The sequence below is a fragment of the Mesorhizobium sp. M0802 genome (genome assembly GCF_040320115.1).
Taxonomy (GTDB): domain Bacteria; phylum Pseudomonadota; class Alphaproteobacteria; order Rhizobiales; family Rhizobiaceae; genus Mesorhizobium.
The window spans coordinates 52,013-76,102 of the sequence record NZ_JAMYOY010000017.1; the positions used below are offsets into that span (position 1 = coordinate 52,013).

Below are 24,090 nucleotides of genomic sequence, written 5' to 3' on the forward strand. Positions count from 1 at the left end.
GGCCGCTTCGCGGCCACCTTCTCCCCGCTGGGGAGAAGAGACTGGCGCAGGCGTCGAAAATCTCCTCTCCCCTCGGGGAGAGGTCAGCCGAGCGTAGCGGAGGCTGGGTGAGGGGCGCTTGGCGCTCACGCATTCCCGATCAGCACCCCGGCCGCAAACACCAGCGCCCCACCCAGCACCACCTGAAACGCCGCGCGCAGGAACGGGGTTTGCATGTAGCGGTTCTGCACGAAGGCGATCGCCCACAATTCGAAGAACACCACCACGGCCGCGACCGCCGTCGCCGTCCAGAAATGCGGGATGATGTAAGGCAGCGCGTGGCCCAGGCCGCCCAGCGTCGTCATGATGCCGACAGTCAGTCCGCGCTTGATCGGCGAGCCGCGTCCCGACAATTTGCCATCGTCGGAAGCGACTTCGGTAAAGCCCATCGAGATGCCGGCGCCGATCGAGGCGGCGAGGCCGACCAGCAGCGTCTGCCAGGTGTCGTGCGTGGCAAACGCCGCGGCAAAGATCGGCGCCAGCGTCGACACCGAGCCGTCCATCAGCCCGGCCAGTCCCGGCTGGACATAGGTCAGGATGAACTGGCGCTGCTCGGCGCTGGCTTCCTCGTCCTTCACCTCGCCCGGCACGAGTTTCTGCTCCAGCCGATGCGCCGAATTCTCATGGCTTTGCTCGGCCGCGGCCAGGTCGCCGAGCAGTTTCCGCGTCGAGGCATCGCCGGTGCGCTTGGCCGCCTCGACATAGAAGCGATAGGCCTGCCGCTCCATCTCTTCGGCTTGGCGCCGCACATGCTCGATGCCGAGCGGCCGCACCAGCCAGTCGGGCTTGCGCTCGTAATAGCCTTTCACGTGCTCGCGGCGCAGCAACGGAATGCGCTCGCCGAAACGCTTGCGGTAAAGCTCGATCAGGGAATCGCGATGGCCGTCCTCCTCCTCCGCCATCGCCTCGAACACTTTCGCCGATTGCGGAAAACTGTCCGCCAGCCCGTCGGCATAGGCGCGGTAGATGCGCCCGTCATCCTCTTCGGATGAAATTGCCAGGGCCAGGATCTCCTGTTCCGACAGCGTTTCGAAAGGACGGCGGCCGAAACCGAAGACACGGGAAAGCATGAGAAATTCACCCCAGTTTAGAACAATTCTAAACTAGGCGCTGCAGTCTCCGCGGTCAATCACCAGTCAAGAAATGTTGAAGCGCCGGATTGCAACGCGCCCTTCATTATCGGCAAATGTTCACCTATATTGTCGCGACACGCAAGCGAAAGGCATGAGCAAGATGACGGCAAAGCCGCACGACCACTTCGATCCGAAACCCGTCCTCGATCTTATCGCCAGCATCGAGGCCGATTTGCAGCGGCTGAAAGGCCTGGTCGAACAGCAAGTCGAAAAATTCGACCCCGCCAATCCGCACAACAAGGCGCCCGACGGCAAGCTGACCGAGGAGGGCGTCGAATGCTGCTACCGCCTGTTCGACGAAGGCAAGTCGCGCTACTCGGTCGCCCAGCAGATGAAGATCTCGTTTGCCGCCGCCACGCACCGGTTCAATTCCTGGCGCAAGGCGGGCGGGCCGAAGCGGCAGAGGGCGTTGATGGGATAATTGGCGAAAGCCGAAGCGACATCTGATCTCCCCCCTTGAGGGGGAGATGCCTGGCAAGGCAGAGGGGGTCGGTCCGACCGGGCTCGACGTCCTGCGCGGCAGATGGAGGGCTAGCGCTTCACGCGCGGCGACCCCCTCTGTCGCCTTCGGCGACATCTCCCCCTCGAGGGGGGAGATTAGCAGCTTCGCCCGCCCTACGGTGTCAGTTCAATTTCCTCCGTCTCGCCGCCATTGCAGGTGTAGCAGCAATCCTCGCATCTTTCCTTGTTGTTGGGGCCGACGCCCCAATAGGTTCCCTCGTCGCCGTCGACCCAGGCGCCGTAGCAGATGGACTCGCCCTCGTCGCACGACACCGGGATCTGCTTGGTCTCGCCGTCGTCGAGATAAAAATCCTTGTCGTTGCCCGGCCAGACATAGTCGCGGTCCTGGCTGTAGAGCTCGAGGCGCATGGCGTTGGGATGGCTGTTCTTGACGGCGAAGGTGATGTCGGCGGCGTGAGCCGCCGGCGCAAACAGCGCCGCAAGCGACAGCGCGACGACGACGCGGCGCAGACAAGTGAAAGACATGGTGTTTCCCCCGAGGCAAATCGGCCCCCCGGCCGAGGGAATCAGCATCGCATGATGGCGGCGGAGATTGAAGGGTGGGGCGTGACTGATTTTGGGGGGATTGGTGGAGGGCGGAACGGCTGATCTCCCCCCTCGTGGGGGAGATGCCTGGCAAGGCGGAGGGGGGCGCTGTCCCGCCGACCTCTCATTCCTGCAGCCGCGTCATTTCAATTTTAGGCTTGCTGATCCATACGCTGGCGATCCTTCGCGCCCCCTCTGTCCTGCCGGACATCTCCCCCACGAGGAGGGAGATCAGCAGCTTCGGCGCCCCGCCCCTCACTCAACCAGATCGATCGTCTCCGTCGTCTTCTCCACGCAGATGAAACAGCACGTATCACACGGCTGGTCATTATCCGGCCCGACGCCGGCCGAGAGCGCATCATTGCCATTCACCCACGCGCCGTAGCAGATGTTCTCGCCCGGATTGCACGAGATCGGCACCGATTTCTGCGAGCTCGGCTCGATCAGAAACACCTGACCACCGCCCGGCCACGACATCTTGCGGTCACGGCTGAACAGCTCCACCGCGACTGCCTGGCTGCGCAGGTTCTTGACGAAGAACGCCATATCGGCGGCATGCGCCGGGGTGGCGATGAAGAGGGCGGCAAGGGCGAGGCGGAGCATGATGGGCGGTCCCGAATCGGAGATGCGAGGGTCGCACGCCGCGAGGGCCGGGCCTAGAGCCACGGCTAGGCAAGTCCCCCTCACCCGGATTGCCAGCCGAATTGCGAAAGGCAATTCGGGGCAATCCGACCTCTCCCCGAGGGGAGAGGAGCTCGCTCGGCGCTGGTGCTCGCCTCTTCTCCCCAGCGGGGAGAAGGTGGCCGCGAAGCGGCCGGATGAGGGGGCGGCCTCGTGATACCCTACGCCCCCTACTGCCCCACTTCACATGCGGCGCCAGCCGTCGGATCGCGTCAATCACCTCGGCGACTTCAGCAACGTCCATATCCAGCCGGCAAAAGTCAGCACCAGGAACGATAGCCGGCGGCGGGCAGCGGCGCCGAGGTCGGCAGCAAGGGCGCGCCCCACAGCACCATGGCCACCGTCACGACAAACAGGATGGCGCGCCGGGGAGCCGCATCCACAGCGCAAAGGTTGTTCGACGCGCTATCAAGACGAGCGCCGCTGCCAACAGCGAGATGCCGCCGACATAGGACGGAACGCTGGCCTCCAGCCCCGCCGCATTGCCTGATATGATCAAGCTCTCGCCGACGAGGAAGGTGAGGAACCCGGCGGCTACGCACTCGTTGCCCAGCCGCTGGTAGTTCATGGTCAGCAGCGCGGTTGCCACCACAAGCGCCACGCCATCGATCGCCCAGAGCGTTTCGCGCAGCGGAGCGCTGGCGACGAAGATGCCGGCCAGGCCGAAGGCGCCGCCGATGGCGAGGCCGATTGCGGCGACGGTGTCTGAAGTGGTGCGCATGTGGTGTCTCCCTGAGCCGGGCGGGGATACCGCAGGGTGGGTGATCGCAAAACTTGGCGATGGTCGCCTTACAATAAAGCGTCAGTAATGTGGACCTATGTTGCAGTGCGTTAGAATCAGACCTCTTCATGATGTTTGCTTTTTAGAAAACAAGAAGTATTGTTCGTCGGAGTGGGATCGCTTTGCGCTGAGTTATCCCCGCTGGGAGGAGTTGCGTAAGCGCTTGTACTTATTGGGGAAATGCCGAAACCATTAGCTTCCGTTAATGGTTTATTAGTCATGCCTTGACTCTCGGCATAGCTTAACCGCATCTTGAAGCCGTCCAGAATCAAGAAACCGCCGCAAAGCTGGCGAGCCGCGACGGTTTCAGAGTTCTAATCCGCACAAGATTGGACGTCAGGCGCGGGGTATGGCGTATTTGGTACACTGATGTTGAATCAGAATAATCCGCCATGGTCAAGCCTGACGTTCGCTTACGCCAATCAAGGAGTGACTCCTATGGCGCAGCGTACTTACCCCTCGTACTGGTTGTACAAGGACAATCGTGGTGAATGGCGTTGGACATACGAAGCTGCGAACGGCGAGACTATCTCCGTAAGCAGCGAGGGCTACAAGCGCCGTGTCGATGCCGAGCGCGGTATCGACATCATGAAAGCGTCTACCAACAGCCTGGTCTGGTACCCGGCGAATCTCGAGAACGCCGCATGATGAATATGAAATGGCCCGCTGCCAGCGGGCCATTTCATTATTCGAGGGTCTGAGAAGGGCGCATCCAATGCCATCTTTTGGAATTTCTGCCTTCCTAAGAGTTGTCCATATGAACGATCGGCCGCAGCGAACTGAGCTGCGTCGAAGATCTACGCCAAGAGAGGGAGGCTATGATTTTCATAGTAGCCTTCGCCGGTCCTGCCGGCGCTTGATGGCTGGAGAGCCATTAGAAAGTTTGCTGGCGGCGACACTGGCAATTACAAAAGCGCCGGAGAGGCGATCTGCGCAACTTGGTCTCGAGCGGCTGAATGCCTGGAGAACTTTGAATCCAGGCGCAGTTTTGGAATTCGCTGCGGCCACGGTGCCAAGCCCTGAAGAAACGTTTTCAGTCAACTTCACGCCGAACTTTGGCCTCCGGGTTGGAGACCAGTCTGTCGCAATACATGTTTGGAATACCGCGACGCCACGACTGGAACCAAGATTGGTCCGAGCGATCCTATCTTCAATTCAGCCAGCCTATCAAGCAGCGGACAATGGGCCTGACGATATGGCTGTCTTGTGCCTGAGGACCATGCGCTTCATTCGCCTTGGCGACGCGTCGGACGTTATTGACCTGGGGCGACTGATTTTCGCGAACGTAGACGGGATCTTCCGAGAGATCGCTGCCGCTTTGGGCGAACCTCCGCCTCCCCCCGAGGATCACCCCGCGCCGCCGCCCGGAGAATAATGCCACGGCGCAGCTTCAGCGCCGCGCTGGCGGGGAGCCCGCTGCCTTGCGCGCTCTGCGCGCCAACCGGCCCCTCAATCACCCATCTTCAGCGCCTGAATAAACGCCTCCTGCGGAATATCCACCTTGCCGAACTGGCGCATCCGCTTCTTGCCTTCTTTCTGCTTGTCGAGCAGCTTGCGCTTGCGGCTCACGTCGCCGCCGTAGCATTTTGCGGTCACGTCCTTGCGCAGCGCCGAGATGGTTTCGCGGGCGATGACCTTGCCGCCGATGGCGGCCTGGATCGGGATCTTGAACAGATGGTTCGGGATCAGCTCCTTGAGCTTCTCGCACATCTGCCGGCCGCGCTTTTCCGCCGCCGTGCGGTGAACCAACATGGACAGCGCGTCGACCGGCTCTTCATTGACCAGGATCGACATCTTCACCAGATCGCCTTCCTTATAGTCGGTCAGGTGATAGTCGAACGAGGCGTAGCCCTTGGAGATCGACTTCAGCCGGTCGTAGAAATCGAAGACGACTTCGTTGAGCGGCAGGTCGTAGATCAGCATGGCGCGCTTGCCGACATAGGAGAGGTCGGCCTGGATGCCGCGCCGGTCCTGGCAGAGCTTCAGGATGCCGCCGAGATAGTCGTCGGGCGTCAGGATGGTGGCGCGGATCCACGGCTCCTCGATGGCCGAAATCTGCACCACGTCGGGCATGTCGGCGGGGTTGTGCAGTTCCTTGACCGAGCCGTCATTGAGCAGCAGCCGGTAGACGACGCTCGGCGCGGTGGCGATCAGGTCGAGGTTGAACTCGCGCTCCAGCCGCTCCTGGATGATTTCGAGATGCAGCAGGCCAAGGAAGCCGCAGCGATAGCCGAAGCCGAGCGCGGCACTGGTTTCCATCTCGTAGGAGAAGCTGGCGTCGTTGAGGCGCAATTTGCCGACGGCGGCGCGCAGATCCTCGAAATCGGCGGCGTCGACCGGAAACAGGCCGCAAAACACCACCGGCTGCGCCGGCTTGAAGCCGGGCAGCGCATGCGCGGTCTGGCGCTTGTCCTCGGTGATGGTGTCGCCGACGCGGGTGTCGGCTACTTCCTTGATCGAGCCGGTGAAGAAGCCGAACTCGCCGGGGCCGAGCTCGTCGACATTGATGCGGGCCGGCGTGAAGACGCCGGTGCGCTCGACCAGATGTTTGGCGCCGGTGCCCATCATGCGGATAGTCGCGCCCTTTTTCAGCACTCCATCGATGATGCGCACCAGCACGATGACGCCGAGATAAGCGTCGTACCAGCTGTCGACCAGCATGGCTTTCAGCGGTGCCGACGCGTCGCCTTCGCGCGGCGGCGGCAATTGGTGGACGATTGCCTCCAGCACATCGGGAATGCCGAGGCCGGTCTTGGCCGAGATCAGCACGGCGTTGGAGGCGTCGATGCCGATGACTTCCTCGACCTGCTCGCGGATGCGCTCGGGCTCGGCGGCCGGCAGATCGACCTTGTTCAGCACCACGACGATCTCGTGATTGTTGTCGATGGCCTGGTAGACATTGGCCAGCGTCTGCGCCTCGACACCCTGCGAGGCGTCGACGACCAGCAGCGAGCCTTCGCAGGCGGCGAGCGAACGCGACACTTCATAGGCGAAGTCGACATGGCCGGGCGTGTCGATGAGGTTGAGGATATAGTCCTCGCCATTGTTGGCGCGGTATTTCAGCCGCACCGTCTGCGCCTTGATGGTGATGCCGCGCTCGCGCTCGATGTCCATCGAGTCCAGCACCTGCTCCTTCATGTCGCGCAGCTCCAGCCCGCCGGTCGACTGGATCAGCCGGTCGGCAAGAGTGGATTTGCCATGGTCGATATGGGCGACGATGGAGAAATTGCGGATGTGGTCGAGAGGCGTGCTCATGGCGCGCGCTTTAGCAGGGGCGGGTTGCAGGGGCAAGCGGGGTGGCGGTGCCCTTGCCTTCTCCCCTTGTGGGAGAAGGTGGATCGGCGCGCAGCGCCGAGACGGATGAGGGGTGTTCCAGCTTGACGCCGGCGTTCTTTCACCGCCATCGCTGCAAACTGACATCCCTTACATAAGCGATTATCGTGGTGCAGACGCTGTCCATGTCTTTCAGGACATCGTCGTTCCAAAAGCGCAACACACGAAAGCCTCTCGCCTCCAGTTCCGTTCTACGGGCCTGGTCTGACTCTGAGTCCGCATGCTGACTCCCATCGATCTCGATGACGAGGAGTGATTCAAGACAAGCGAAATCGGCGACGTATTTTCCAACAGGAACTTGGCGCCGAAATTTGATCCGATCGAGCCTGCGGTCACGTAGTTCGTGCCACAGTTTGTCTTCCGCCTCCGTCATTTCACGTCGGAGCGAACGGGCAAAGTTTCGTTTGGCAGGAGCGACGGGCTGATGTGGCATGACGTTAGATTAACCAACGTCTCACTCCGCTGGAACACCCCTCATCCGTCTCGGCGCTTCGCGCCGATCCACCTTCTCCCACAAGGGGAGAAGGCAACGACGCGTCCGCCCCCAATCACGAAGCGGTGAACCATGTAACGAAGCCTCTGGCAGCGGCGAAGTGTGGGAACGAACCCGCCGCAACGGAGACCCCCAATGACTGGATCCAACACAAAACGCGCCGGCATGCTGGCCACCGCAGGCGCGGCGCTGATGATGCTTGGCGGCGCCGCCTTCGCCCAGCCGCTCACCGTGGTCGAATTGTTCACCAGCCAGGGCTGTTCGTCTTGCCCGCCGGCCAATGCCAACCTGATCAAGGTCAAGGACCAGCCGGGCGTTCTGGCGCTGTCGTTCAACGTCACCTACTGGGACTATCTCGGCTGGAAGGACATTTTCGGCCGCGAGGAGTTCACCCAGCGCCAGGTGCGCTATGAGCCGTCGCTCGGCCGCTCCGGCCCGTTCACGCCGCAGGTGGTGGTCAATGGCGGTGCCGATGCGGTGGGCGCGGCATCAGGCGAGATCGAGCAGCTGATTTCCGCGAGCGGCCGCACGAACGGGCCGACGCTGTCGCTCGACGGCGGCAAGATCAGCATCGGCGCCGGTTCCGCGCCGGCCGGCCGCGCCGATGTCTGGCTGGTCCGCTACAACAAGGGCGTCGTCGAAGTGCCGGTGGCGCGCGGCGAGAACACCGGCCGCACGCTGCCGCATGCCAATGTCGTGCACTCGCTGGAGAAACTCGGCAGCTGGAGCGGCGACGCCACCACGCTGCCATTGCCGGCAGCCTCCGGCGGCTTGAGCATCGCGGTGCTGGTGCAGTCGCCGGGTGGTGGGCCGATCCTGGCTGCAGCCGCCGACTGATTTTCCTTTTCTACGCAACGCCGCTAGCGCGGCATAACCGGGCTCGCACCCGCGCGCCCTCTTCAAGGAGGAAATACCATCATGACCAAGATCCTGACCGCACTCGCCTTTGCGCTTTCGATGACCGCCTTCGCCGCCGGCGCCCGCGCCGAAGACGCGACCAGCGCCATGAAGCCGGCGATGGCAACCGAGGCGATGAAGCCCGCGACCGATGCCATGGCGCCGGCGACCGATGCCATGAAGCCAGCCGACCCAATGGCGACGAATGCGATGAAACCCGCCACCGACGCCATGAAGCCGGCCGATGCGATGAAACCCGCAACGGATGCGATGAAGCCGGCGGACGCCATGGCGCCCGCGCAATAAGGCTGGGTCCCCGGCCGCACAATGGCCGGGCCGGCGCACGGCAATTTGAGAAACCAGGCGGGACGTTCTGTCGTATAGTCTTCGCCACCATCAAGGAGATCAGACATGACCGGGATTGCAAGGACGAGAACGCCGATCTTCAAGAGCGCGCTTGCCGCGCTCATCGTCGCCGCCGCGGCGGCTGCCTTCTGGCAGAGCCCTGCGCGCTCGGCCGAGGACGCGGTGGTGATCCCGCCGCCGGCAATGGACGAGAAGGCCGCCAGCGGCAGCGAGAAGGCTATCTTCGCCGGCGGCTGCTTCTGGGGCGTGCAGGGCGTGTTCCAGCACGTCAAGGGCGTGACCAAGGCCGTCTCCGGCTACACCGGCGGCGCCAAGGATGACGCCGTCTACGAAACGGTGGGCAGCGGCCGCACCGGCCACGCCGAATCGGTCGAGATCACCTACGATCCGTCCAAGGTGACCTACGGCCAGCTGCTGCAGGTCTATTTCTCGGTCGCCCACAACCCGACGCAGTTGAACTTCCAGGGCCCGGACTCGGGCACCCAGTACCGCTCGACGATCTTTGCCGAGAATGGCGAGCAGCAGAAGATCGCCCAGAGCTACATCGCCCAGCTCGACCAGGCCAAGGTGTTTGCCAAGCCCATCGTTACCACGCTGGAGACGGGCAAAACCTTCTATCCGGCCGAGGAATATCACCAGGACTTTCTTACGCTGAACCCGACCTACCCCTACATCGTCTACAACGATCTGCCCAAGGTGGCGAATTTGAAGGCGCTGTTCCCGGGGTTGTACAGCGAGAAGCCGGTGCTGGTGCTGGCGGGGAAGAGCTGAGGGGCGATAGGACTTGGCCGGACGCAGAGAGCGGCGGCGCCCTACCTGAGACGCCAGCGGGACAGCACCCCGCTCTGCCCTTCCGGGCATCTCCCCCTCAAGGGGAGAGATTGGCAGCGTCGCTGACGGTGCTCATCTTGCAAGGTTGGCGAAGGCCGCAGTGAGGAGTTGATCTCCCCCCTTGAGGGGGAGATGGCCGGCAGGCCAGAGGGGGGTGCCTCGCGTAAACCGCGATTAGAGAGCCCTTCAATCATACGTCAGATCCGTCGCCTTCCCGCCGAACACCCGATACGCATAGAACGAATAGAAGATGATCACCGGCAGCACGACCACCGTGCCGGCGAGGATGATGGCCAGGCTTTCCGTCGCCGACGCCGCCTGCCAGATGGTCAGCCTGTCGGGCACCACGAAGGGGTAGAACGACCAGGCAAGCCCGGCAAAGCCGAGCGCGAAGATGGCGGCGAGCGTCAGGAACGGCCGCAGCGCGTGGCGATCGTCGGGCTTGGGCAGATGGAAGGTCTGCCGCCACAGCCACAGGAACAGCAGCGCCGACAGGATCGGCAGCGGCGACAGATAGAGCATTTCGGGCCAGACGAACCATTTGGCGAAGATACGCGGACTGGCGAATGGGGTCGCCAGCGACACCGCCGCCATGCCGAGCGCGGTCAGCACCAGGGCCGTGCGCAGCCAGGCCACCGCCTTCCTCTGCAATTCGCCCTCGGTCTTGTAGATGACCCAGGCCGCGCCCATCGCTGCATAGGCCGCGGACAGGCAGAGCGCCACCAGCGCCCCGAAAGCGATGCCGCCAAAACCGACATCGAGGCCGAGCACATAGACGCCGAGCATATAGCCTTGCGCCAGCGAGGCGATGACGGAACCGAGGAAGAAAATGCGGTTCCAGCGATGCTTCTTGCCGGCCGGCACCTTGGCGCGGAAATCAAAGGCGACGCCGCGCAGGATGAGGCCAACCAAAAGCACGAAGACCGGAATGTAGAGCGCGGTGAGGATGACGCCATGCGCCAGCGGAAAGGCGACCAGGAGCAGGCCGACGGCCAGCACCAGCCAGGTCTCGTTGGCATCCCAGAACGGGCCTATTGCCGCGATCATGGTGTCCTGCTCGGCATCTTCGGCGACCGAGAACAGGATGCCGATGCCGAGATCGAAACCGTCGAGAATGACGTAGATCAGGATGGCGAGGCCCATCAGGCCGGCGAAGATCAGGGGCAGCGCGGTTGGCCAGTCGAAGCTCATCGGTCTGTCATCCCTCTCATCAACGGTTCTGCCCTTCGCTAGTGCTCCGGGCGTTCGTCATTCGAAAAGCCAAATCGTTGGCTTTTCGTCCGCTACGCGGACCATTCCTCACTCCGCTGCGGCCGGTTGCGACATGGCCGTCTTCATGACGCCCGGCAGAGGCGAGGTGTCGCCGTCCTTGGCGGCCTTCAGCGCCAGGTGCACCAGCACGCCGAGATAGGCGATCAGCAAAAGCACATAGAGGATGAGATAGATGGCCAGCGTCAGCGCGACATGGCTGCCGGCGACCGGGCCGACGGCGTCCACCGTCTTCAAGACGCCCGTCACCAGCCAGGGCTGGCGGCCGATTTCGGTGGTGTACCAGCCGGCGAGCGTCGCCAGCCAGCCCGACAGCGCCATCGGCACCATCAGCATGGCCAGCGGCTTGGGCAGGCTGTGGCGGCGCTTGAGGAAGAAGGTCGCCGACCACGAGACGATGAGCATCAAAATGCCGGTGCCGACCATGATGCGGAAGCCCCAGAACACCGGGAAGACCGGCGGATGCAGGCCGGGATAGTCGTTGAGCCCCGGCACGATACCGCTGGTGGAATGGCGCAACACCAGGCTGGCGCCGTCGGGAATGGCGATCTCGAATTTGTTTTCCTTCGCCGCCTCGTCGGGCAGCGCAAACAGCACCAGCGGCACGTTGGGGCCGGTGTTCCAGTTGGCCTCCATGGCGGCGATCTTCTGCGGCTGGTGCTCCAGCGTGTTCAGCCCGTGCTGGTCGCCGGCGAAGATCTGGATCGGGATTAGGATGGCGGCGGTGAAGACGCCGGTGCGCAGCGCCTTCCACATCGATTCCGACCGGTCGCCGGTGAGGTAGCGCAGCGCCGACAGGCCGGCGATCAGGAACGACACCGTCAGGCCGGAGGCAAGCAGCATATGCGTCAGACGGTAGGGCATGGACGGGTTGAAGACGATCGCCCACCAGTCGACGGGATGCGCCTTGCCGTCGATCATCTCGAAGCCGGCCGGCGTCTGCATCCAGGAGTTCAGCGCGATGATCCAGAAGGCCGACAGCGTGGTGCCGCCGGCGACCAATACCGTCGCCAGCGTGTGGACGCGGTTGGAGACGCGGCGGAAGCCGAACAGCATGATGCCGAGGAAGGCCGCTTCGAGGAAGAAGGCGGTGAGGATCTCGTAGGCAAGCAGCGGCCCGGCGATGTTGCCGACCTTTTCCATATAGCCCGGCCAGTTGGTGCCGAACTGGAAGCTCATGGTGACGCCGGAGACCACGCCCATGGCGAAGGACAGCGCGAACACTTTCACCCAGGTGAAATAGGCGCGCATCCAGGCGGAATCATTGGTGGCGTTGTAGCGGAGCTTGAAGAACAGCAGCACCCAGCCAAGCGCAATCGTGATGGTCGGAAACAGGATGTGGAACGAGATATTCGCCCCGAACTGCATTCGCGACAGGATGAGCGGGTCCATGCGGGCTCCGGCTGCTGTTTGTTGGCGCAGAATAGGCGGCGGATGCGGCCCGGTCAAAGCGGCTTGGCGTCACGCGGGGCGCGTTGTCGCAGCAGATGGGATCAATCCGTCAGTGCCCCGCAGCACTCTTGAAACGAAACGGCAAAGGGGAACGTTTGTCCACAATTGTCAGCAGCGGCATTGACTTCCGAGCCTGCGCACCGACATTCAGCGCAATAATAATCCCCGCCTCTTTCAAACAGTCGTTTTCGGCCTCATGTCTTCCACGAATTTGCCTTCCATCATTTCGATTTCCGGGGTCACCAAGACCTACGCCACCGGCTTCAAGGCGCTGAAGGAAATCAACCTCGACATCGAACGCGGCGAGATTTTCGCGCTGCTGGGGCCGAACGGCGCCGGCAAGACGACGCTCATCTCGATCGTCTGCGGCATCGTCAACCGTTCGTCGGGAACGGTGACCGTCGACGGCCACGACATCAACCGAGACTACCGCGCCGCGCGCAGCCTGATCGGGCTGGTGCCGCAGGAGCTGACCATCGATGCGTTCGAGAGCGTCTGGGCAACCGTCACCTACAGCCGCGGCCTGTTTGGCAAGGCGCCCAATCCGGGCTTCGTCGAAAAGGTGCTGCGCGACCTGTCGTTGTGGGACAAGAAGGACGCCAAGGCGATCACGCTGTCGGGCGGCATGAAGCGGCGGCTGATGATTGCAAAGGCGCTCTCGCATGAGCCGCGCATCCTGTTCCTCGACGAACCCACGGCCGGCGTCGACGTCGAACTGCGCCAGGACATGTGGGCGATGGTGCGACGGCTGCGCGACGACGGCGTCACCATCATCCTCACCACGCACTATATCGAAGAGGCCGAGGCGATGGCCGACCGGGTCGGCGTCATCAACCGCGGCGAGATCATCCTGGTGGAGGGCAAGGCCGAACTGATGCGCAAGCTCGGCCGCAAGCGCCTGATCGTCGAATTGCGCAACCCGCTCACCGCCATTCCCGATGCATTCTCGCACTACGCCTTGGAGCTGTCGGGCGATGGCACACAGCTGACCTACACCTATGACAACCAGAGCGAACGCCCCGGCGTCGCATCGCTGCTGCGCGAACTCGAGACGGCCGGCATCCAGTTCCGCGACATGGACACGCAAAACAGCTCGCTCGAGGAGATCTTCGTCAATCTGTTGAGGCAAGAGCCATGAATTGGCGAGCAGTATGGGCGATCTACCGGGTCGAGATGGCGCGTGCGTTCCGCACCGTGCTGCAGAGCATCGTCTCGCCCGTGATCTCGACATCGCTTTATTTCGTCGTCTTCGGCTCGGCCATCGGCTCGCGCATCACCGAGATCGACGGCATCAGCTACGGCGCCTTCATCGTGCCGGGGCTGATCATGCTCTCACTGTTGACGCAGTCGATCTCCAACGCCTCCTTTGCCATCTATTTCCCGAAATTCGTCGGCTCCATCTACGAGCTCTTGTCGGCGCCGGTGTCGTATCTGGAGATCGTCATCGCCTATGTCGGCGGCGCCGCGACCAAGTCGATCATCCTCGGCCTGATCATCCTGGCGACGGCCTCGCTGTTCGTGCCGCTCACCATCCAGCATCCGTTCTGGATGCTGGCCTTCCTTGTCTTGACGGCGGTGACCTTCAGCTTGTTCGGCTTCATCATCGGCATCTGGGCGAAAAGCTTCGAGCAATTGCAGCTGGTGCCGCTGTTGATCATCACGCCGCTGACCTTCCTCGGCGGCAGCTTCTATTCGATCAACATGCTGCCCGAGACCTGGCGCACGGTGACGCTGTTCAACCCGGTCGTCTACCTGATCAGCGGTTTCCGCTGGAGCTTTTACGGCAAGTCCGATGTCTCGGTCGCCGTCAGCCTGAGCATGACGATGGTGTTCCTCGCCATCTGCATCGCCATCGTCGCCTGGATCTTCCGCACCGGCTACCGGCTGCGCAACTGACCCTGCCGCTCTAAAGCGCGTCGCGTTTTCTTGCTAGATCGCCTTGATGAGGCGCAGCAACCCCAGCATCTCGATCAGCCTGCCTTGGCGGAAGGCGATGTAGGTCGGTTCCTCGATGCCGTGGAAGCGGCGCTTGAACGCCGCCTGGCCCTTGAGGTTGAACTTGCTGCGGTTGACCCAGGGCGACTCATAGGCCCGCGCGAAGGCGTTGCGCCAGAAGCTCGATTCGGCAAAGCCGTTGGCTCCGACCTCGAGCATCGGCGACAGGCCGAGCGTGACGACCGAAATGCCCTCATTGCGAAACCGGTCGACGGCGAATTTGGTCAGCCCGATTTCGGCATGCGGCGAGGCATCGATGTGCTTGCGCTTGAACGAGGTGGTGTAGCCGATCACCTTGCCACCGCTGAACATCGGATCGAAATCGAGCAGGGCGACGAGCTCGCCTTCCGGGCTGTAGAGCACGAAACGGCGCATATCGATGCCGAGATGATCGGCAAAGGGCCGGTTGAGGAACGCCATCTCCCAGCGCTTGACGATGCGGTCGGCCCGCCAGTTCTGCGACAGGCGCTGGACCTCGTCGAGATAGACCGCTCCTTCCCCAAAGGAAAACCCCTTCTTCAAGAGCCAGCGTTCGGAATAGCGCACGGTTTCGTTGCGCTTGCCGGAAAAATCGTGAGCCGGCACTTCCAGCCGCGTGTCGACGCCGAGACGGTTGACCTGGTAGCCGAGCCCGGCCAGCACGCGGGCCGTCGGTTCGCCGATCTGCACGAACCACGGGCTGTCGGCGGCTTCGACAAAGCGCCTGATATAGTCGGGCCGATCGGCCGGATGGGCCACCGGGTCACCGAGCGCGAAATGGTGCTTCATCTTGGTGCCGAAGGCGATGTAGCCGTCGGCGTCGCCGAAATAGGACAATTTTTGCTGCACGGCGGTCGAATAGGCCAGCGAGAAGTCGCCGTGGCGGCGGACAAGCGCCAGCCGCTCGACATGCGAAAAATCCTGGCGCGGCACCTTGGCCGCGGCGCCCTCCAGCAGTCTGTCGAGAAAGATACGCAAGGAGGGCATGGTCGAACTTCCGCGTGCCGATGATAAACAGAGGCTTGCCCCCAAGGCCTCGAATCAGTCGCATTGACGCGACCTCATTATCGATCATATCGCCCCTGTGCCATATGGGACGTGCCATATAGGACGGGTCCCCATGGCGCACCTGAAAGGAAATCTCGACCGAATGGCGGCTACGACAAGCGAAACGATGCCTATCGTACCCGGGCCGAAAGGCTCAGGCGAGGCGGTGATCGTCATCGGCGCCGGAGCGGCGGGACTGGCCGCCGCCGCCGCGCTTGACCGGCTCGGCGTGGCGGCCGTCTTGCTCGAAAAGGAGCAGCGGCTGGCCGAACCATGGCGGCGGCGGCACGAAAAACTGTCGCTGAACACCCATCGCGCGCTGTCGGCGTTACCTGGCCTTTCCTATCCGCCGCGCACCGCCGCCTTCCCTGGCAAGGATGCCATCGTCGGTTATCTCGAGGATTTTGCCCGCGCGCGCGGTTATCGGCGAGCAGTTGCAGGCCGATACGCAGCGCATGCTCGATGGGCTGGAGGTGCCGGTGCAGTCCAGCCAGTATCCTCTGCTGGCCGCGCTCGACCGGCTCGGGCCGCTGCCTGTCGGCGAGCTGGCGCAGTCACTGGGGATCACCCAGCCGGGGGTGACGCGCAGCGTGGCGCTGCTGGCCGAGTGGGGGCTGGTCGAGGCCGCGCCATCGAACGACGACCAGCGCCGCAGGATGATCTCGCTGACCGCGAACGGCCAGCGCCTGGTCGACAGGGCGAAGCGGGACGTTTGGCCGCGCATCGAGAACGCCGTTGCCGACTTGTGCAAAGGCCTTGCAGGGCCGCTTCTCGAACAACTCTCGGCAATAGAGGACGGCCTGGCGGCGGCCCCGCTCGACCGTCGTGTGAAACAGGATGTCGCGCCATGAGCCATGTCCTCGATCGTCCGGTCTGGAGCGCGCTCGACACGCGGCATCGGATCTTTGCGTATGGCGACAGGCTCGCCAGGCGCTATCCCTCCTCGATCGTCCCCTTCGCGGCTTCCGGGGCAGACGACGCTGAGAGCCTGCAGGCGCTCGCAAGCCTCATTCCTGCAGGTGAGAGCGTGTTCATGCTCCAGGCGGACCCCATTGCCTTGCCGCCGGAACTGACCGCGACCGTGACCGCCTTCGGCGTTCAGATGGTTGCCGAGGCGCCATTGCCTTCCGTGTCGGACGAGCGTGTGCAGCAGCTGATGCAGGACGACGCGGCCGGGATGCTCGCTTTGGCGTCACTGACCAGGCCCGGCCCGTTCACGCTCAAGGCGCTGAGCCTCGGCGAGTTCTGGGGCGTGAAGATCGACGGCCGGCTGGCGGCGATGGCCGGCGAGCGCATGAAGCAGCCCGGCTACAGCGAACTCAGCGGCGTCTGCTCGCATCCCGAATTTCGCGGCAGCGGCCTCGGCCGGCTGCTGTCGGTGTTCGTGGCCAACCGAATTTTTGCGCGCGGCGAAGTTCCCTACCTGCATGCCTATGCCAGCAATGCCGGCGCGGTCCGGTTGTACGAGTCCATCGGCTTCAGGCTGAGGGCAGAGATGAATGTGGCCGTCGTGCAGCGCGCCGGATAGGCCGCCTTGCGGGCCTCAGGCTGATTTCGGCTCCAACCTGCGGAAACCCACGGTTTCCATAAGCATATCTTCCTCGACCATCCCGGCATTGTGCAGCGCAAGCAGGTTCAGCGCGATCTCCCGCGCCTCCGCCGAATCGGGATGCACGTCGCGCCTGCGGCAGGCTTCGTCGAACACGCGTTGCAGCCTGGCGATGTCGTCGGGTTTCAGCAGGCCACGGTCATAGACGGACTTTGGCATGGCACTCTCCTCCAGAAGAGGTAGGGCGCCATGTTTAAATGTCCATTCTTTTCCGGGGCTTGGGTGGGCAGCTGCCTGGGTTTGCGTTAATCCGGCCCGAGCGTTGCAATCAGACCGCGATCGTGCTGCCATTCATTCAGCCACCTCTCGTCATCGTCGGGCCTGTCTCGCCGCAGTCTGCTTGACGTGTCGGCGCGCTTGCGAAACAAGGGCTGCCACAAACGACAGCGAGGCACAAAAGTGAGTTTCTGGGGACTGGCGCAGCTCGTCGTTTCGACGGTGATCTTCCTGCTGGCGGCAATCGCGGCCAAGCAATGGGGGCTGGCGCCAAGCCTTGGCAAGATCGTGCTGACACTGGCGCTCTATACGGCGGGCAATCTGATGATGCTGCGGCTGGTTCGTGAGTTCGGCATGTCGGTGTCGTTCAGCCTGTCGGCGGTGATCCAGCTGGTGGCGGTCAATGTGGTGGCGCTGGTGTTCTTCGGCGAACGCGTCAATGCCTTGCAGGCGACCGGCATCGTGCTGGCCATCGCGGCGGTGGTGCTGATCTCGCTCGGGCCTTACCTGCAGGGGCGACTGTAATCCGATGAAGACTCCGCGTGCGTTCACCAACTGGCTTGAATTTCCGGTGCTGCTGGCCGGGCTGGTGATAGCCGCCGGGCTGTGGGGCTTCGAGGAACTGATGGAGGTGGCGCGGGCCACCACGCCGCACGCTTTCGATACTGAGATCCTGCTCGCTTTCCGAAAAGTGGGTCAGCCGGATGTTCCCGTCGGCCCGGCATGGCTGGAAGGCGCGATGCGCGACATCACCAGCCTCGGCAGCTCCAGCGTGCTGGTGCTGATCGTAACGGCGGTGATCGTCTACCTCCTGCTGATCCGCAGGCCGAGGACGGCGCTGCTGATCTTTGTCGCGGTGGCCGGCGGGCAGCTGCTGTCGACCTTGCTCAAGGCCGGCATCGACCGGCCGCGCCCCGATCTTGTCTCGCACCTGGCCAACGAGACGTCGCTGTCGTTTCCCAGCGGCCACGCCATGCTGTCGGCGGTGACCTATCTCACGCTGGGCTCGCTGGCAGCGCGCTTCCTGCCGGGACGAACGACGAAAATCTATGTCCTCAGCCTGGCGGTGCTGGTAACGCTGCTGGTCGGCGTCAGCCGCGTCTATCTCGGCGTCCACTGGCCTTCCGACGTGCTGGCGGGATGGTGCGCCGGCTTCACCTGGGCGACGCTGTGCTGGCTGGCGGCGCGAATGCTGCAGCGGAACAAGGCGGTGGCCGATGGCAACGAGCCCGAAGACTGACGATCCGGAGCGACATTCAAATCAGCCGGTTGATCAGCCCGTGTCCGCAGCCTGCCAGCAGAAAAACCGCCGACAGCAAGGCTGCCGACGTCGTCAAGGTCCTGAAAATCTTCAACTGATATTTCCCCGCCAATAAGAGCCAAGGCGGTTAGCGTAGCATGCTCATCCCGTATCCCGCCATCCGGCTTTGTGGAGAGATCATGTTTCATGTATGCTTTATGATGGTTGAAACATCACTATGATTGTATTACACGTCGTCTCCGCAGACTCAGACGGGGGTTCCGACCGATGATCACTGCCGCGCAGATGCGCGCCGCGAGGGCGCTGGCCGGCATCGATCAGAAGACACTCGCCGAGCGTGCCGGCGTTTCGCTTCCGACAATCCAGCGCATGGAAGCGAGTGACGGCGTGGTCAGGGGTGTGGTCGATACGCTGATGAAGGTTGTCCAGGCTCTCGACGAGGCCGGGGTGGAGCTCATCGGCGAGAACCAGACCAGCGAGCGCGGCGGCCGGGGCGTGCGCCTCAAGCCGGTCGCGCCGCCGAACCCGCAAGGCTGAGCCGGCATATAGTCGCGACGGCGACCGCCGACAGTCCTGCCGACGATCCCGCCGCCTTCACGCAAGCGGAAGGCAGTCCATGGATCAGATCCGGCGGGCAGTGCATCAACCGGCCCAGAAGTCGGCAAAGCCGACATTTTCAGAGCTGTTCACGCCCAAGCTGGTGACGGTCTGGCGCGAAGGTTACCGCCTGCCGCAGTTCAAGGCCGACTTCATGGCCGGGCTGACCGTCGCCATTGTCGCGTTGCCGCTGTCGATGGCGATTGCGATTGCTTCGGGCGTGACGCCGGAGCGCGGCCTGTTCACGGCCATTGTCGGCGGCTTCATCGTCTCGGCGCTCGGCGGCAGCCGCTTCCAGATCGGCGGCCCGGCCGGCGCCTTCATCGTGCTGGTGGCGGCGACGGTGCAGCGCGAAGGCGTCGACGGACTGCTGCTGGCGACGATGATGGCCGGCATCTTCCTGCTCGCCATCGGCTATCTCCGGCTCGGAACCTATATCAAATTCATCCCTTACCCGGTGACGGTCGGCTTCACCGCCGGCATCTCGATCATCATCTTCTCCGGCCAGATCGTCGAACTGTTCGGGCTGAGGCTTGCCGGGCCGGAGCCCGGGCCGCTGCTGCCGAAACTGATGGCGATCGGCCACGCGGCCGGCACGCTCAACATCTCGGCGACGCTGGTGGCGGCGTTGACCATCGCCACCATCGTGGGGGTGAAGCGCTGGCGGCCCGGCTGGCCGGGCATGCTGATCGCCGTCGGACTGGCCTCCCTTGTCGTGGCGCTGCTTTCGCTGCCGGCGGAAACGATCGGCACGCGCTATGGCGGCATTCCGCGCAGCCTGCCGTTGCCGGCACTGCCGGGACTCAACCTCGACAAGGCGATTGCGGTGCTGCCGGATGCGGTGGCTTTTGCGCTGCTCGGCGCCATCGAATCGCTGCTGTCGGCCGTGGTCGCCGACGGCATGACCGGGCGGCGGCACCGTTCCAATTGCGAGCTTGTCGCGCAAGGCTTTGCCAACATCGCGTCTGCCCTGTTCGGTGGCATCTGCACCACCGGCACCATCGCCCGCACCGCCACCAATGTGCGGGCCGGCGCGCATGGGCCGGTTTCCGGCATGCTGCATTCGCTTTTTCTGCTGGTCTTCATGCTGGAGGCCGCACCGCTGGCGAGCTACATCCCGCTTGCCGCCCTTGCCGGGGTGCTAGCGGTTGTCTGCTGGAACATGTTCGAGAAGCAGGCCTTCGCCACATTGCTGCGCGCTTCGCGCGGCGACGCGCTGGTGCTGATGGCAACCTTCCTGATCGTCGTCTTCCGCGACCTCACCGAAGGCATCGTCGTCGGCTTCGCGCTAGGCTCGATCCTGTTCATCGACCGCATGGCCAAGTCGATCGCCGTGGAGGCGGATTTGCCGCTGGTGCAGGACGATGTCGCCGACAGCAGCGGCCGCGCCTACGATGCAAGCGAGGCAAGCGACGCCGACACCGTCGTCTATCGCATCTCCGGCGCCTTCTTCTTCGGCGCCGCCTCGACTGTCGGCACGGTGCTCGACCGCATCGCCGACCAGCGCAAGAACTTCATCCTCGATTGTTCGGCGGTGCCCTTCTTCGATTCCACCGCGGCCAATGTCATCGAGGGCGCGGCGCACAAGGCGAAACGCGCAGGCGTGCGTTTCATCATCGCCGGCGCCTCGCCGCAGACGCGGCGCATGCTGATCAACCACGGCGTCAAGCGGCCGCTGGTGACCTTTGCCGCTTCGATCAAGGATGCGCGGGCGCAACTCAAAACCGCGCCCGTTGGCTGAGCCGGCAAATGTGCGCCGTCAGTCCAGGCTCAGCACCGCGATCTCGCTCTCGTTCATCAGCGGCACGAAAATCTGCGTGCCGTCTGTGCCGATATCGGCGCTGCCCGGCTTGAACTGCTCTACAGCCTCCCGCGCCTCGCCGACTTTGTACCGATAGAGCGTGCCGGTCATGAAGGCGGTGGCGTAGATGCTGTCGCCGATGGCGACGACGCCGTCGAGGTCGGCAAAGTTTTGTGCGCCAGGCAGCGGCGTCACGGCTTTCGTCGCGAGATCGACCGACAGCAGGCCCCCGGGCGCGGCAGTGCTGAAGTCCGGCTTGATGCCCTTGCCCCAGGACGCCACGATCAGCCGATCGCGATCGGCAAAGATGCCGTTGGGTGCGGCGAGCTTCGCATCCTTCACGAACAGTTCCGGCTTGTCGCCGTCAATGCGGTAGATCGCATCGGCCAGCATGTCGGTGACATAAACCTTGCCCGAACTGTCCGATGTGACGTCATTGAGGAAAACGGCGCCGGGCACATCGATCGTCGAGATGAGCTTGCCGCTGGCGAGATCGACGATGCGCACCTTGGTGATGTCGGCGACGTAGAGCTTGCCGCCAGAGATCGCCGAGCCCTTCGGTGCATCCATGCCGGCGGTCCAGTGCCGGCTAACGACCTTGCCGTCCAGCGACAGCACCGAGAGATAGCCGTTGCCGTCGGCCTCCCCGGGATTGCCGACGATGTTGGAGACGATGATGCGATTGTTGGCGGCATCGAACAGCGCCGATTCGGGTTGCTCGAAGCCCGAGGCGCGCCAGAGTTCGGCGGCTTCGGCCGCAGGCACGAGCGCGATAACGAAGGCGGCGAGACAAATGGAGGGGATGAGGGTTTTCATGGTCAGGTCTCCTGTGATGGATGGCGGAGAGCTAGAGTTTTCGATACTTTTCCGGAAGGGCAATTGGAGCTAGTATCGGAAGCCGATACGAAATGGCGCAAAAGAGGTGCATTCCATGAACGGCCTGATCTTCGAGGCGCTGAAGCGGACCCTGAAGGCCAAGGGCGTCACTTATCGTGAGCTAGCCGGGCGGATGGGCGTTTCCGAGCCGACGGTGAAGCGCATCTTTCACGAGCGCAACTGCAAGCTCGACCGTCTCGTCGGGATCTGCGCCGCCGCCGGCGTCGAGCTGGAAAACGTGCTCGGATCGATGAACCGGGGGCCGGGACCGGTCAACCGCATCGCGCCGGAGGTCGAGCGCAAGCTTGCCGGACGGCCGGCGTTGCTGTTCATCTTCGTCATGCTATCGGAGAAATTCACGCCCGAGGGCGTCATGCGCTCGCAGGGCTTGAGCGAAGCGTCGATGTTCCTCTACCTGCGCGATCTCGAAGCGCTCGGCCTCATTGCGCTGGGCAGCGGGCTGTCGGCACGGCTGCTGGTCGACACACCGATCCAGTGGAATTTCGAAGGGCCGCTCAGGCCGCTATTCGAGATGACAAACAAGAATTTCATCGGCTGGGCGATCACCCATCTGGAGCGGGAAGCGACCTTCGTCTCTTTCTCCAGGCGGATGCGGCCGGAGACGGCGGAGATGGTGAAGCGCGAGGCGGAGGAACTGGCCGAGCGCGCCAAACTGCTCGCCCATCACGACCAGCACACGACGCCGGAAGACGGGCTGACCGGCTACAAATGGACGTTTGCTTTTGGCGCAACCCCGTTTCCGGCGATCATGCCGATCGGCCCGCACCCCAGGGATGCCGGTGCGTCCGACCGGCCCACCGCTCCGGCAAAGGGACGCCGCCCGTTGCCGGCTTGACGCGCCAGCCGCGTTTCAAAAACGAAACCATGATAGAGTTCGCGCGCTGATTTGCCAGTCTGTACGGGGCGGGTTCGCCGGATGCGTGACCGTCCCCGCAAAATCGAAGTGATCCTATGCCGACCGCGCCAACACTTGAACTTCGCCGCTATTCGCGCCTGAAAAATTTGCGGGAGCGCGCAGAACGCCAGGGTGCTGCATTGCAGTTCTGGGCGCGCACGGCATCGCTCGCCGTGATCTCCTGCTTCTTTTCCTTGATCAGCCGCTGGGATGCCTCGCTGCTCTTCGTGCTGGCGGGCCTCGCGCTGTTCCAACTCGTCGGCCTGATCCAGTTTCGCTTTGCGCGCCGCCGCAACGCGCCATGGTGGATCGGTTACCTCGTCGGTACGCTGGACATCATTCTGTTGACCGTTCTGCTGGTAACGCCCAACCCGTTTTCCCTCGAGGTCGCGCCGGCCGCCATGCAACTGCGCGAGGGCAGCTTCAAATTCCTGCTGATTTTCGTATGCCTTGGCGCGCTGACCCTTTCGACACGATTGGCGCTCTATCTCGGCGCGCTCGCGGCCTTGACGTGGACGATCGGGGTGGGATGGGTGGTTTTGCATGCGGGAACCGTCATTCCGGCAACGAACCTCTATTCGCTGCCGATGACAGAGCGACTGAATCTCTATCTCAACCCCAATTTCGTCGATACGTTCGCGCAGGCGACCAATGTGTTGGTTGTCCTGATTATCGGCGCGATCATGGCGCTGGTCGTCTCCCGTTCCCGGCATCTGTCGGAAGACTATGTCAAGGCAGAGCGCGCCCGCGCCAATCTCGCCCGGCATTTTTCGCCCAATGTCGTCGACCAGCTCGCCTCGGATGACGAGCCCTTCGGTCCGGTCCGCCGGCAGGATATCGCGGTGCTGTTCGCCGACATCGTCGGCTTCACACACTATTCCGAGGATCATCCGGCCGAAGCAGTGTTCGAACTACTGCGTCAGTTCCACCGTCGCATGGAGCAGGTCGTTTTCGACCACCATGGCACCGTCGACAACTATATCGGCGATTGCATCATGGCGACCTTCGGGGTTCCGCAAGCCAGCCATGACGACGCAACCCGGGCCATCCGGTGCGCTGAAGCGATGATCGCCGCTATCGAAGACTGGAATGTCCAGCGTGTGTCCAGGGGATATCCGCCGCTGGACGTTCGGATCGGTGCACAATATGGCGCCGTCGTCCTCGGCGCGGTCGGCAGCGAGCGCAACCTGTCCTTCGCGGTGGTGGGCGACACCGTCAACGTCGCCAGCCGTTTGCAGGCGCTCTGCCGGGAACTTCAGGCGAATATTTGCTTTGGGTCACGACTGATTGAGGCCGCGAAGGCGGAATCGCCAACGACACGGTTGAATGCGCGCGATCATGGACCGGTTAGCATCCGCGGCCGGGACGAACCGGTCCATGTCTGGGTCGAACACAGGGCCGAAAACCAGGGCGCTATTGCGGTTTCGGCGTGATGCAGCCGCCATGTGAGACGCCTGCACCTCATGACTCA

At 63.3% G+C, this 24,090-nt stretch carries 26 protein-coding genes and 1 pseudogene; 16 read left to right on the forward strand and 11 right to left on the reverse strand.

Annotation, left to right across the window (positions count from 1 at the left end; all coding sequences use genetic code 11):
* Positions 1–125: 125 nt before the first annotated feature.
* Positions 126–1,109, reverse strand: coding sequence for an iron exporter MbfA (mbfA, locus tag NKI10_RS22355; protein WP_023681248.1), 984 nt, complete (start codon positions 1,107–1,109; stop codon positions 126–128).
* Positions 1,110–1,272: 163 nt separating this feature from the next.
* Here mbfA and NKI10_RS22360 point away from each other — a divergent pair, with 163 nt between their 5' ends.
* A complete protein-coding gene (locus NKI10_RS22360; protein WP_023692961.1) occupies positions 1,273–1,593 on the forward strand; it encodes a hypothetical protein in 321 nt (106 codons plus the stop codon).
* 194 nt (positions 1,594–1,787) lie between these two features.
* Here the strand turns inward: NKI10_RS22360 and NKI10_RS22365 are convergent, their stop codons facing one another.
* The 3 genes from NKI10_RS22365 to NKI10_RS22375 all read right to left on the reverse strand — a co-directional run bounded on the left by NKI10_RS22365 (position 1,788) and on the right by NKI10_RS22375 (position 3,621).
* The gene (locus NKI10_RS22365) at positions 1,788–2,159 is read right to left on the reverse strand and encodes a hypothetical protein (RefSeq protein WP_023681251.1); all 372 of its coding nucleotides are present in this window, start codon (positions 2,157–2,159) and stop codon (positions 1,788–1,790) included.
* Positions 2,160–2,474: 315 nt separating this feature from the next.
* Positions 2,475–2,822, reverse strand: a complete 348-nt coding sequence (locus tag NKI10_RS22370) for a hypothetical protein (RefSeq protein ID WP_352861986.1) — start codon at positions 2,820–2,822, stop codon at positions 2,475–2,477.
* A gap of 421 nt (positions 2,823–3,243) precedes the next feature.
* Positions 3,244–3,621, reverse strand: a complete 378-nt coding sequence (locus NKI10_RS22375) for a hypothetical protein (RefSeq protein WP_352861988.1) — start codon at positions 3,619–3,621, stop codon at positions 3,244–3,246.
* Between the two features lie 498 nt (positions 3,622–4,119).
* On the opposite strand from NKI10_RS22375, the gene NKI10_RS22380 reads away from it, so the two are divergent.
* Positions 4,120–4,329, forward strand: a complete 210-nt coding sequence (locus NKI10_RS22380; protein ID WP_352520685.1) for a YegP family protein — start codon at positions 4,120–4,122, stop codon at positions 4,327–4,329.
* An 801-nt stretch (positions 4,330–5,130) separates the two neighbouring features.
* On the opposite strand, the gene lepA is transcribed toward NKI10_RS22380, so the two are convergent.
* Both lepA and NKI10_RS22390 read right to left on the reverse strand, forming a co-directional pair.
* Entirely contained in the window at positions 5,131–6,936 is a 1,806-nt protein-coding gene (lepA, locus tag NKI10_RS22385; protein WP_352861990.1) for a translation elongation factor 4, read from the reverse strand.
* A 139-nt stretch (positions 6,937–7,075) separates the two neighbouring features.
* Positions 7,076–7,447 (reverse strand): endonuclease domain-containing protein, encoded by a 372-nt coding sequence (locus NKI10_RS22390; protein WP_352861992.1) that lies wholly within the window; start codon positions 7,445–7,447, stop codon positions 7,076–7,078.
* A 195-nt stretch (positions 7,448–7,642) separates the two neighbouring features.
* On the opposite strand from NKI10_RS22390, the gene NKI10_RS22395 reads away from it, so the two are divergent.
* From NKI10_RS22395 to msrA, 3 genes are all read left to right on the forward strand, one after another.
* On the forward strand, positions 7,643–8,344 hold the full coding sequence (locus tag NKI10_RS22395) for a DUF1223 domain-containing protein (protein WP_502897565.1): 702 nt from the start codon (positions 7,643–7,645) through the stop codon (positions 8,342–8,344).
* Between the two features lie 81 nt (positions 8,345–8,425).
* Entirely contained in the window at positions 8,426–8,710 is a 285-nt protein-coding gene (locus tag NKI10_RS22400; RefSeq protein ID WP_023824047.1) for a hypothetical protein, read from the forward strand.
* A gap of 105 nt (positions 8,711–8,815) precedes the next feature.
* The gene (gene msrA, locus NKI10_RS22405; protein WP_023673263.1) at positions 8,816–9,541 is read left to right on the forward strand and encodes a peptide-methionine (S)-S-oxide reductase MsrA; all 726 of its coding nucleotides are present in this window, start codon (positions 8,816–8,818) and stop codon (positions 9,539–9,541) included.
* 246 nt (positions 9,542–9,787) lie between these two features.
* Here the strand turns inward: msrA and NKI10_RS22410 are convergent, their stop codons facing one another.
* Both NKI10_RS22410 and NKI10_RS22415 read right to left on the reverse strand, forming a co-directional pair.
* Entirely contained in the window at positions 9,788–10,792 is a 1,005-nt protein-coding gene (locus NKI10_RS22410; protein WP_023696076.1) for a cytochrome d ubiquinol oxidase subunit II, read from the reverse strand.
* A 108-nt stretch (positions 10,793–10,900) separates the two neighbouring features.
* On the reverse strand, positions 10,901–12,262 hold the full coding sequence (locus NKI10_RS22415) for a cytochrome ubiquinol oxidase subunit I (protein ID WP_352861995.1): 1,362 nt from the start codon (positions 12,260–12,262) through the stop codon (positions 10,901–10,903).
* Positions 12,263–12,533: 271 nt separating this feature from the next.
* Here NKI10_RS22415 and NKI10_RS22420 point away from each other — a divergent pair, with 271 nt between their 5' ends.
* Together NKI10_RS22420 and NKI10_RS22425 are read left to right on the forward strand one after the other, a co-directional pair.
* Complete coding sequence (locus NKI10_RS22420; protein WP_023692970.1) at positions 12,534–13,460, forward strand: ABC transporter ATP-binding protein; 927 nt, start codon at positions 12,534–12,536, stop codon at positions 13,458–13,460.
* A complete protein-coding gene (locus NKI10_RS22425) occupies positions 13,457–14,218 on the forward strand; it encodes an ABC transporter permease (protein WP_352861997.1) in 762 nt (253 codons plus the stop codon). Before NKI10_RS22420 ends, NKI10_RS22425 begins: the two co-directional genes overlap by 4 nt.
* Positions 14,219–14,251: 33 nt before the next feature.
* Here the strand turns inward: NKI10_RS22425 and NKI10_RS22430 are convergent, their stop codons facing one another.
* Positions 14,252–15,283, reverse strand: a complete 1,032-nt coding sequence (locus NKI10_RS22430; protein WP_352861999.1) for a phosphatidylglycerol lysyltransferase domain-containing protein — start codon at positions 15,281–15,283, stop codon at positions 14,252–14,254.
* A 187-nt stretch (positions 15,284–15,470) separates the two neighbouring features.
* Here NKI10_RS22430 and NKI10_RS22435 point away from each other — a divergent pair.
* The 3 genes and pseudogenes from NKI10_RS22435 to NKI10_RS22445 all read left to right on the forward strand — a co-directional run.
* A pseudogene (locus NKI10_RS22435) lies at positions 15,471–15,566 on the forward strand (hypothetical protein); the annotation flags it as partial.
* A gap of 154 nt (positions 15,567–15,720) precedes the next feature.
* The gene (locus NKI10_RS22440) at positions 15,721–16,194 is read left to right on the forward strand and encodes a MarR family winged helix-turn-helix transcriptional regulator (protein WP_352862076.1); all 474 of its coding nucleotides are present in this window, start codon (positions 15,721–15,723) and stop codon (positions 16,192–16,194) included.
* A complete protein-coding gene (locus tag NKI10_RS22445) occupies positions 16,191–16,871 on the forward strand; it encodes a GNAT family N-acetyltransferase (protein WP_352862077.1) in 681 nt (226 codons plus the stop codon). Before NKI10_RS22440 ends, NKI10_RS22445 begins: the two co-directional genes overlap by 4 nt.
* Before the next feature lie 15 nt (positions 16,872–16,886).
* Here NKI10_RS22445 and NKI10_RS22450 read toward each other — a convergent pair whose 3' ends face one another.
* Positions 16,887–17,111: a hypothetical protein gene (locus tag NKI10_RS22450; protein WP_023673272.1), complete on the reverse strand. Its 225-nt coding sequence runs from the start codon at positions 17,109–17,111 to the stop codon at positions 16,887–16,889.
* 240 nt (positions 17,112–17,351) lie between these two features.
* Here NKI10_RS22450 and NKI10_RS22455 point away from each other — a divergent pair, with 240 nt between their 5' ends.
* From NKI10_RS22455 to NKI10_RS22470, 4 genes are all read left to right on the forward strand, one after another.
* Positions 17,352–17,693, forward strand: a complete 342-nt coding sequence (locus NKI10_RS22455; protein ID WP_023673273.1) for a hypothetical protein — start codon at positions 17,352–17,354, stop codon at positions 17,691–17,693.
* A gap of 4 nt (positions 17,694–17,697) precedes the next feature.
* Positions 17,698–18,408 (forward strand): phosphatase PAP2 family protein, encoded by a 711-nt coding sequence (locus tag NKI10_RS22460; protein WP_023687516.1) that lies wholly within the window; start codon positions 17,698–17,700, stop codon positions 18,406–18,408.
* Between the two features lie 288 nt (positions 18,409–18,696).
* Positions 18,697–18,966, forward strand: coding sequence for a helix-turn-helix domain-containing protein (locus NKI10_RS22465; protein ID WP_023687514.1), 270 nt, complete (start codon positions 18,697–18,699; stop codon positions 18,964–18,966).
* 79 nt (positions 18,967–19,045) lie between these two features.
* Positions 19,046–20,767 (forward strand): SulP family inorganic anion transporter, encoded by a 1,722-nt coding sequence (locus NKI10_RS22470; protein ID WP_352862002.1) that lies wholly within the window; start codon positions 19,046–19,048, stop codon positions 20,765–20,767.
* An 18-nt stretch (positions 20,768–20,785) separates the two neighbouring features.
* Here NKI10_RS22470 and NKI10_RS22475 read toward each other — a convergent pair whose 3' ends face one another.
* Complete coding sequence (locus NKI10_RS22475) at positions 20,786–21,643, reverse strand: NHL repeat-containing protein (protein ID WP_352862004.1); 858 nt, start codon at positions 21,641–21,643, stop codon at positions 20,786–20,788.
* Between the two features lie 115 nt (positions 21,644–21,758).
* On the opposite strand from NKI10_RS22475, the gene NKI10_RS22480 reads away from it, so the two are divergent.
* Together NKI10_RS22480 and NKI10_RS22485 are read left to right on the forward strand one after the other, a co-directional pair.
* Complete coding sequence (locus NKI10_RS22480) at positions 21,759–22,559, forward strand: helix-turn-helix domain-containing protein (RefSeq protein ID WP_023739823.1); 801 nt, start codon at positions 21,759–21,761, stop codon at positions 22,557–22,559.
* Between the two features lie 116 nt (positions 22,560–22,675).
* On the forward strand, positions 22,676–24,052 hold the full coding sequence (locus NKI10_RS22485) for an adenylate/guanylate cyclase domain-containing protein (RefSeq protein WP_023814550.1): 1,377 nt from the start codon (positions 22,676–22,678) through the stop codon (positions 24,050–24,052).
* Positions 24,053–24,090 lie beyond the last annotated feature (38 nt).